Consider the following 7,638-nt stretch of genomic DNA (forward strand, 5'->3'; position numbering starts at 1 on the left):
TAACGGTCTCGGCTATGAGTAGTTGCGTGGGTTAGCACTTAACTTTGCAGGTACACACCAAGTTGGAAATTCCGCAGGAATTTCCAAAGTAGGCGAGAACAAGCAATTACTTATAGCCATTGTTGTGCAACGTTTTTTTAATATTTATTTTTCAATTCTCTACATTTTTCGCAATAAACAACATCTACATCTTTGGGATAGCTAAATCTTTCCAAATCTCTGGGCGCATTAATATTTGCCATTGGAAAAAGCTTTTTTTCTTTTTCATATGATGTCTTTGGGGTTATATCATTCCCATCAACGATTTTCACAGTATCTTTTTTTAATTCAAAGTCGTGAATTGGACAATGATTAAATATTTCGTAGACGTTTTTATATTCTATTTCTTCAATATTATATTCTTGCGAAAATTTATTTAGTAATTCTTCTTGCCAAAAAAACAGTTTTTCTCTCAAAGGAAATGCTTCGTAAAGAGTCAAAATGAAATGAGTGTATTTATCATTTCCGACAAATTTTTTAAACTCTGTTCTAATTTGTTCATTTGTCAATTTTTGAGTTTTCTTTTTGGTTAAAGAATTGTTCATTCTCTCTATTCGCTTTTCAGCTTCCTCAATTGAAATTCCATTCTCCCAATCCGAAATCAATTTATGGTCGTTTTCGTGAGGAATAATCTCTGGTCTTATTCCACCTTTTCTTGTGTTCACATTTACGTGCAGTCCCAAAGTGCTTTCTTCATAATCAGGAATGTCATTACTAATCATTCCGAAATAAGTTTTTTCTTCAGCATTATTCTTAAAGTCAGCCTCATATTCGTTAAAACTCTTTTCGCTTAAAGAAACCCAAACTCCGTAATCTAAATTTTCACAGGCATTATTAATTTGAATTGTCAATACAGTTCTTATAAATCTGTCAGTTTGGTCTTCGTGATTTATTACGCAAAAATCACTTGAAATTTCAGCAATTTCTTTTTTGTCTTTTTCGTTTAGAGTTTCATAGTAGAAAGGTGTAATAAATCCAAGTGCTGGCAATTCATCGTGTATTTCTCCACAAGTCGAACATCTAAATTCGGTAGACTTTTGTTTCTTCTTAAAAAGGTCAAAAATTCCCATATTTCAATTCAGTTCGATTGTTTTGCAAATGTTGCACAACGTTTTGGGTGTATGTGCAGTAGCGGATTATAAGCACTTTCCTGTCCGTTTAGCACAAAGTTTTTTGAAAGCACAGACTTTCGATTTACCACTTCACCCGCTATTGCCACATACACGCTGTTACCAGCTGGCCTTGTGTCGTTGTGTTGTTGTGTTTTTTGAAAGAGTATGATTGTGGGAAAAGCTAAGTTGTAAATTATTTCTTTTTTAAAGGGTTGTGGAGGGGTTTTATTTTTTAGTTTTCCTTTATTTCACCCGATGCAAACTCATAGGAGCGATAAATTATTTTTTTTATTACCTCTATTTCTTCCTCTGTCCTGGGTGCATAAACCATTATAAAATTGGGAGGCAGCCATCCTTTATTAACTAAGGGATGCATTTCGCCCCAACCATTCTCAATCACATATTTTGAGTCTTTGATGGGCAATCCAAGGTGCATACTTCCATCGGGAATAGGGTGAAAATGTGCAAATTCATTTTCAATCATAAAAGCATTACAATGCGTACACTTTTTATTTTGAGACATACACATAGCTTGTGCTCCCGGTACAGATATTTTGCTGTATTCTTTTGAGATGTAAGCAAGAGAGAATGCCCATGCCATAAGTTTATCCACCAGTTCCCTGTCTTCTGGTTGTTGGTCTAATTGCATGTGGGGATTACTGGGTGTAGTTTTGGGTTTGACTCCTTTTCTGTGGGGAAGCTCAAAATTAAATTTTTTATCCATCTTCTTTTTTGATTAGTTTGAGTGTTTGCTGTAAACAAAACAACTGTTAACAGAATAAAAACACTTAGGTAATTCATTACTTTTTCTTATATGTATAATTTAATTCCCTATCTGTTTCGGTTATCCTCTATTGCTGTCAATATAAATTATCGATTTAAGATAGAATGAAACTTCTCTCACTAAAAGCAGGTAGAGATAGTTCGCCTCCATAGAAATAATTAATTTCATCGCTAATCTCTGCAAGCCCCAAGCTATAGAGTAAGGGTACATAATGGTCAGGAGTAGGAGCAGCTAACTTGCCCAATTTGTGACTGTTTTCATAGTTTATCAAATTAGAAAAATTGCGCTCATCAATTTGTTTTTTTATCCAAGCATCATATTCCATTTCCCAGCCATAAGGTTTGGTATCTCTGGACTGCATTTTTTTCATTGCTAAAGGTAAATTGTGAATCAATGCACCGCTACCAATAATTAAAACCCCTTTGTTTCTTAGTGATTTTAACTGCTTGCCTAACTCAAAATGATATTCGGTCTTGGCGTAATAGTCAATGCTCATTTGGAAAACCGGAATATTTCCTTTGGGAAATAAATGCATCAGCATAGGCCATGCACCGTGGTCTAATCCCCAATCGGTTGTTTCTGAAATAGAAGGGATGATTTTCTTTACTTCACGGGCAATTTCAGGCGCACCTTTGGCATTGTAGTGCACCTTGTAATATTCATCAGGGAATCCGTAGTAATCAAAAATTTGTTGTTGCTCGGGCGATATGTTTATGAAGGTTCCTCTTGTGCACCAATGGGCTGACACCACCAAGGTTGCTTTCACTTCATAATTTTTCTGCAAATCAACTCCTAAATCAAACAACTTCTGCCAAAACAACCGTTCGTTTCTTGAAACAGGAATATCCATCGGGTTGCCGTGGGAAGTAAACAGCACAGGCATTTTTTTTCCTTGTGTAGGAAGTGCCTCTGTAAAAGTTTTAAAACTGCTTAGTGTTCCCATTGCGGTTAAAGCTAATATTGATTGTAGAAATTCTTTGCAATCCATTTGAGTTGCTATTTCTCTTGGATTGGAATTTGTTTATACCTACCCCAAACGATGAAACCTGCAATTGCACCTAAAAAGATGTTCACGCCCAATAAAGCATATTCGGCATTTAATATATGATATACAAAAGCTGCAATCATGACAATAATTAACCCCAATGCTGCAATTGGTGTGAGAATAGGTTTTATACGCAACAGGGAAGGCAGTAATAAGCCAATGACACCTAAAATTTCTGAGAGGCCAATAAAGCGTACCATTCCAGTCGAAAAATCTTTTACCCACGACATGGACAGACTCAGTTGTTCAATTGGTTGGGTTGCTTTCATTGTGCCAGCCATTAAAAAAATGAACGCCATTAGTCCTTGTGCGAATCACAATGAAATGTTGAGTGTTTTATACGCATTTCTTTTGTGTTAACTTACTTGTTAAACTGATTTTTTAAATATTCGATTACCGTTGTTGGTTTTCTACTCAACAGTTTTGTAAGGTCAGTGGTGTCAATGTTCATAATTCCATCAGCGAAAGCAACTGCAAAGGCTGTAAAAACATTCGCCCACATTTCAGGAACTCCATTCTCAATGAGCGTTTTCGTGTATAATTGCGGTTCAGGCGAAACGTATTGAATGGGTGTACCCGTGATGTCAGTAATCATTTGAGCAATTTCAGAGAAAGACACTGCTTTTTCGTTTCCAATGTTATACGATTTGTTTTCATGACCGCCAGTTGTAAGCACATTCGCTAATCCTTCAGCAATGTCGCTGCGAAGCACAAAATTGACTTTTCCATCTTTTGCAGGAACGAATATGGTTTTAGCGTCTAAAACATTTTGACCTACGTAATCCATCAGCATATCTAAATAATAGCCATTTTCGAAAAGCGTATAGGTGATGCCACTTTCTATGAGGTATTTCTCCGTATCTATGTGGTCTTTGACTAAAAACCATAATGGTGAAGAAGGATTTTCTTCTTTACGCATGTAACCGGTATAAACAATGTGCTTCACGCTACATTCTTTGGCGGCATTAATGGCATTGATATGCTGCATTGCACGGCTTTTGGTCATTTCGTTTGAGGAAATTAAAAGCAGTTTTTCAACTCCCGAAAATGCGGCTGTCAAGGAGGCTAAGTCATCATAATCACCAATTTTAACGTTGATACCTTTGGCTTCCAATTCCTTTGCCTTTTCGGTGTTGCGTGACAAAGCTGTTATTTGATTGGCTACAATTCCTTTTTGCAATAAAAAATCAATTGTCAGCTTTCCTAATTGTCCTGTTGCTCCTGTTACTAAAATCATATTCTTACTTTTTTATTATTTAATAAATCTTTTCGATACAAACTTACGTATATTTGCTTTCAAAAAGTAAGTAGTTACCCAAAGGTAAGTGAAATGGCTAAATCAGAAAACAAAAAGGAGCATACTAAATGTCCGTTTAATATGCTCTATGTTCGTGATTCGTTGGATGTAATAAATGGAAAATGGAAGATGATGATATTAATATCACTAATGAACGGCAATAGGCGTTTCACGGAAATTGAACGAAGCATTCCAAAAATTACTTCTAAGGTTCTTGCAAAAGAATTGAAAGATTTGGAGGAAAATCAGTTGATCACGCGAACGGTTCACGATTCTTATCCTGTCTTGGTGGAATACTCCACAACAGCGTATGTCAAGACACTAGATAAGGTGTTGCGAGAATTACATAATTGGGGAATCAATCATCGCAAGAAAATATTCGGGAAGTAGTGCTCAGTTGTCCGTTTTTTGTAACGTTTCCATGTCTTTGGTAACTAAGTAAAAGGTTTTTTTGTCGTTTGTTTTGGTGTTGTCGTTTTCGTTCTCTACGCTTGCTGGTAACGTTTTCGGGCTTTGCGTTCGGGCGGGTTTTCGGAGCACGAACCTGTCGGCTGCGGCTAAAGTAAATAAAAGCGATAAACTTTCGGCTTCCACGTCACCCCGCCTGACGCAAAACCCGTGTTATGCGGTCGGCTTTCTTGTCTTTCGTTGTTCGTATTCACCTAAAAGTCTGTTTAAGATTTCTATTTTTTCATTGTCAGTCGGTTCGGTTTGGCAAAGTTGGTTAACCATCATATTGATATCGTAAAATTGATTGTCTGTCGTTATTTTTCCTTTCTCAATTACTTTGTCTATACGTTGGAAATAGGATTTAAAAATGTCAATTTCATACTTTGTTTTGTCTTGCAAATATTTGTTGAATTTCAAGTCACCAGTTTCTACTTGCATTTCTGTCAAGTCACGAAACCATTGTTTCAGTCGTGTAAGTCGTCCTTTTTGATAGTGTTCTTCTGTCTGTATTTTAAGTTTTTTATAATTTTCAGTTGAGTCAAAGTCAACTGTCTTAATTTGCATAACACTGTTTTCAAGATAATAGTCAAGTGTCGCCAAAACCAAGGCTCGATACTTTTCAAGTTCCATCTTCTTGTCTTCTTTACTGAGTTTGTTGTCTGTCATTTAGTTTGAAGTTAAAATTCGCTTTCTAAAAACTATAAGAAGAGCTATTGTCGCAATGCAAACTATAATTAGGGTTTTTAATACTTGAGTTGTGTAACACAAATCTTGTCCAGTAACCAATGAAATGCAGTCAGTTGGATTGTCTGTTTCATATTTCAAACTTACCATAGTGTTGATTATTCCAAAAGCAAATACGGAAATTCCAAGAACCGAAAGTCCAATTAGAGTATAGAAAGTTATCTTTTTTGTTCGTTTCATTCTATGATGTCGTGTCGTCTTTTAAGCTGCCGCATAACGGTTTGAATAAAGCTAGTGCGGTTTACCGAGATTTTGAAAAGTACCAAAAATTTTCTTCTTCAGACGTCTTGGTCACGCGGAGACGAAATGACCGCATTAGCTTTATTTTTTGTTGGCAGCTGGCTTTTTTTATTTTTTTCTTAGTCGTTCGTTGGTCACTTCAATTATTTCTCCTTTGGCAATAGTTCGTGGTCCTTCACGGAGTTCAAAGTCGGTTCCGATTGAGAGTTTCTGTTCAAATGCTTCAATCCATAAAATCCTAATTTCTGAAATCACTTCTTGTCCAGGATTCACTTTATCAGTTCCTCGAAATTTCTGTTCTGCTGAAGTCATTTCGGTCTGGTCAGGCAACTTAAATGCTGGTCTGTAGCCCGAAGCGGCATATCCAGTTCGTCCACCTTCTTCAGTTGTTAGAAATCGGACTTTGGCGATGAAATCTGGTTGTTCTGATTTTATAGTTTGGTTTATCTCGATTGGTGTCATTTCAGCTTGCTGCCAACGTTTTGTGTTTATGACGGCTGCGGCTTTCGGAGCGCGTCTATGTCCCACGTGGGTGAACGAAATTAATAAAACTAAACGTTCATTTCAACCTGTCACCCGCAGCTGGCATAAACACGGTGTTGTGCGCTGGTTTTTTTACTATCTCCACCAGTCGAAGTTTGTTTTCTTATCCACCCAAAAGCCTTCAACATCAAAGTCCCTAATGAATGAATCAATGAGTCCTTTGTCTCCTAAAATTAGCGTGTATGGGCAGTCATGGTCTGGAAGAAGTAACACAATATTCAGATTGTCCACCGTCACAACAAATTTGTGGTGCAGGAATCCAATTACTTCAAATAGATTTTTCTCGTCAAATTCTATTCTCGTGTTTTGTCTGTCGCCTTCGAAAATGGTATGCTTTGAATAGCCACTTATTACTTCTTTAATTCCATGTCTTTTTAAACATTGCAAATATTTATTCAGAAGTACCTCTGGAATAGTATCTTCTTCTATTATTGGAAACAGTAGTCTTTTGTATTCCACAAAGTCTTTTAATTCTTTGAAGTCCGAAGAGTTAATGGTCAAAAGTGCATTAGCTAACTGATTTAAGTTCTTGAATTTTAATTCCGTTTTTACCTTGTCCCATGTTACTGGCTCAATTAGGTGAAAAGTGTCCTTTAAATTTCTTCTATAGTCAAAGTCGTCTTGAAACACTCTTTTGTAAAATGGGTGTAAAGCTATATAGCCACTTTCAAAAGTGTCCATGAAATTGCTTTCAATTGAACGGCTTTCGTCAATGTCAAGGAAAATGTCATTATGTGTTTTTGTAACTCCCATGTCTTTAAAAAACTTGCGCACAACGTAAAAGCATACCCGCAGTGGGGGAATTAAAAGCACAAACGATGAAATTAGAACTAAATTTTGATAATAGCACAAATGCCGAAAGTAGCACGTCAGCCCCCATTGCCGGGTATGCAGTGTTACCGGCTGGCGTTCTCGGTCCCGAATTTATTGATACGTCAAACAGGTCCGACCAAAGACACTACTGGCTGATGCCACCTGATAAATTGAAACCATTAAATGACGAGTTCAATTTTGACTTTGACCCTTGCCCATTTCCACGGCCTGATGGCTTTGATGGACTTGAAGTTGATTGGGGCAAAAGCAATTGGGTAAACCCACCATTTACCGGAATGGCAAAAGAACCAGGTAAACGCAAAATAGGCCCAATGGCTTGGGCAAGAAAAGCACTTGCGGAAAGGGACAAAGGCAATACCAGCGTATTGATATTTCCCATTTATCAGGTTCGGGTTATTTCGTTCCTTGAAGATAATGGAGCGGAAATAAGATACGCTGGTAAAATTAGGTGGCTTGCCGTTGAAGATAATACACCTAACCCGTGCAAGAGTTCGGATATTCAGCCCTGTTTGATTATGGTGCTGCGTCCTTACGCTTGCCGGTAACATCC

General features: G+C 37.1%; 10 protein-coding genes. 2 read left to right on the plus strand and 8 right to left on the minus strand.

Annotation, left to right across the window (positions count from 1 at the left end):
* Positions 1–137 precede the first annotated feature (137 nt).
* The 5 genes from FL972_RS01760 to FL972_RS01780 form a co-directional block, all read right to left on the minus strand.
* On the minus strand, positions 138–1,109 hold the full coding sequence (locus FL972_RS01760) for a DUF2199 domain-containing protein (RefSeq protein WP_144602766.1): 972 nt from the start codon (positions 1,107–1,109) through the stop codon (positions 138–140).
* Between the two features lie 274 nt (positions 1,110–1,383).
* Positions 1,384–1,875: a luciferase domain-containing protein gene (locus FL972_RS01765; protein ID WP_144602769.1), complete on the minus strand. Its 492-nt coding sequence runs from the start codon at positions 1,873–1,875 to the stop codon at positions 1,384–1,386.
* A gap of 154 nt (positions 1,876–2,029) precedes the next feature.
* The gene (locus tag FL972_RS01770; protein ID WP_144602772.1) at positions 2,030–2,923 is read right to left on the minus strand and encodes a dioxygenase family protein; all 894 of its coding nucleotides are present in this window, start codon (positions 2,921–2,923) and stop codon (positions 2,030–2,032) included.
* An 8-nt stretch (positions 2,924–2,931) separates the two neighbouring features.
* Positions 2,932–3,279 carry a DoxX family protein gene (locus FL972_RS01775; RefSeq protein ID WP_144602774.1) on the minus strand — a complete coding sequence of 116 codons (348 nt, stop codon included), beginning with the start codon at positions 3,277–3,279 and terminating at the stop codon, positions 2,932–2,934.
* Between the two features lie 62 nt (positions 3,280–3,341).
* Positions 3,342–4,217 carry an SDR family oxidoreductase gene (locus FL972_RS01780; RefSeq protein ID WP_144602776.1) on the minus strand — a complete coding sequence of 292 codons (876 nt, stop codon included), beginning with the start codon at positions 4,215–4,217 and terminating at the stop codon, positions 3,342–3,344.
* Positions 4,218–4,310: 93 nt separating this feature from the next.
* Here FL972_RS01780 and FL972_RS01785 point away from each other — a divergent pair, with 93 nt between their 5' ends.
* Positions 4,311–4,667 carry a winged helix-turn-helix transcriptional regulator gene (locus FL972_RS01785; RefSeq protein ID WP_144602778.1) on the plus strand — a complete coding sequence of 119 codons (357 nt, stop codon included), beginning with the start codon at positions 4,311–4,313 and terminating at the stop codon, positions 4,665–4,667.
* A 231-nt stretch (positions 4,668–4,898) separates the two neighbouring features.
* Here FL972_RS01785 and FL972_RS01790 read toward each other — a convergent pair whose 3' ends face one another.
* From FL972_RS01790 to FL972_RS01800, 3 genes are all read right to left on the minus strand, one after another.
* Positions 4,899–5,393, minus strand: coding sequence for a hypothetical protein (locus FL972_RS01790; protein ID WP_144602780.1), 495 nt, complete (start codon positions 5,391–5,393; stop codon positions 4,899–4,901).
* Positions 5,394–5,819: 426 nt separating this feature from the next.
* The gene (locus FL972_RS01795; protein ID WP_144602783.1) at positions 5,820–6,239 is read right to left on the minus strand and encodes an EF-Tu C-terminal domain-related protein; all 420 of its coding nucleotides are present in this window, start codon (positions 6,237–6,239) and stop codon (positions 5,820–5,822) included.
* 90 nt (positions 6,240–6,329) lie between these two features.
* Complete coding sequence (locus FL972_RS01800) at positions 6,330–7,007, minus strand: DUF2711 family protein (RefSeq protein ID WP_144602785.1); 678 nt, start codon at positions 7,005–7,007, stop codon at positions 6,330–6,332.
* Positions 7,008–7,072: 65 nt separating this feature from the next.
* Here FL972_RS01800 and FL972_RS01805 point away from each other — a divergent pair, with 65 nt between their 5' ends.
* A complete protein-coding gene (locus FL972_RS01805; RefSeq protein WP_144602788.1) occupies positions 7,073–7,633 on the plus strand; it encodes a hypothetical protein in 561 nt (186 codons plus the stop codon).
* The last annotated feature ends 5 nt before the right edge of the window (positions 7,634–7,638 follow it).

Origin of the sequence: Algoriphagus algorifonticola (assembly GCF_007655305.1) — a bacterium.
GTDB lineage: Bacteria > Bacteroidota > Bacteroidia > Cytophagales > Cyclobacteriaceae > Algoriphagus > Algoriphagus algorifonticola.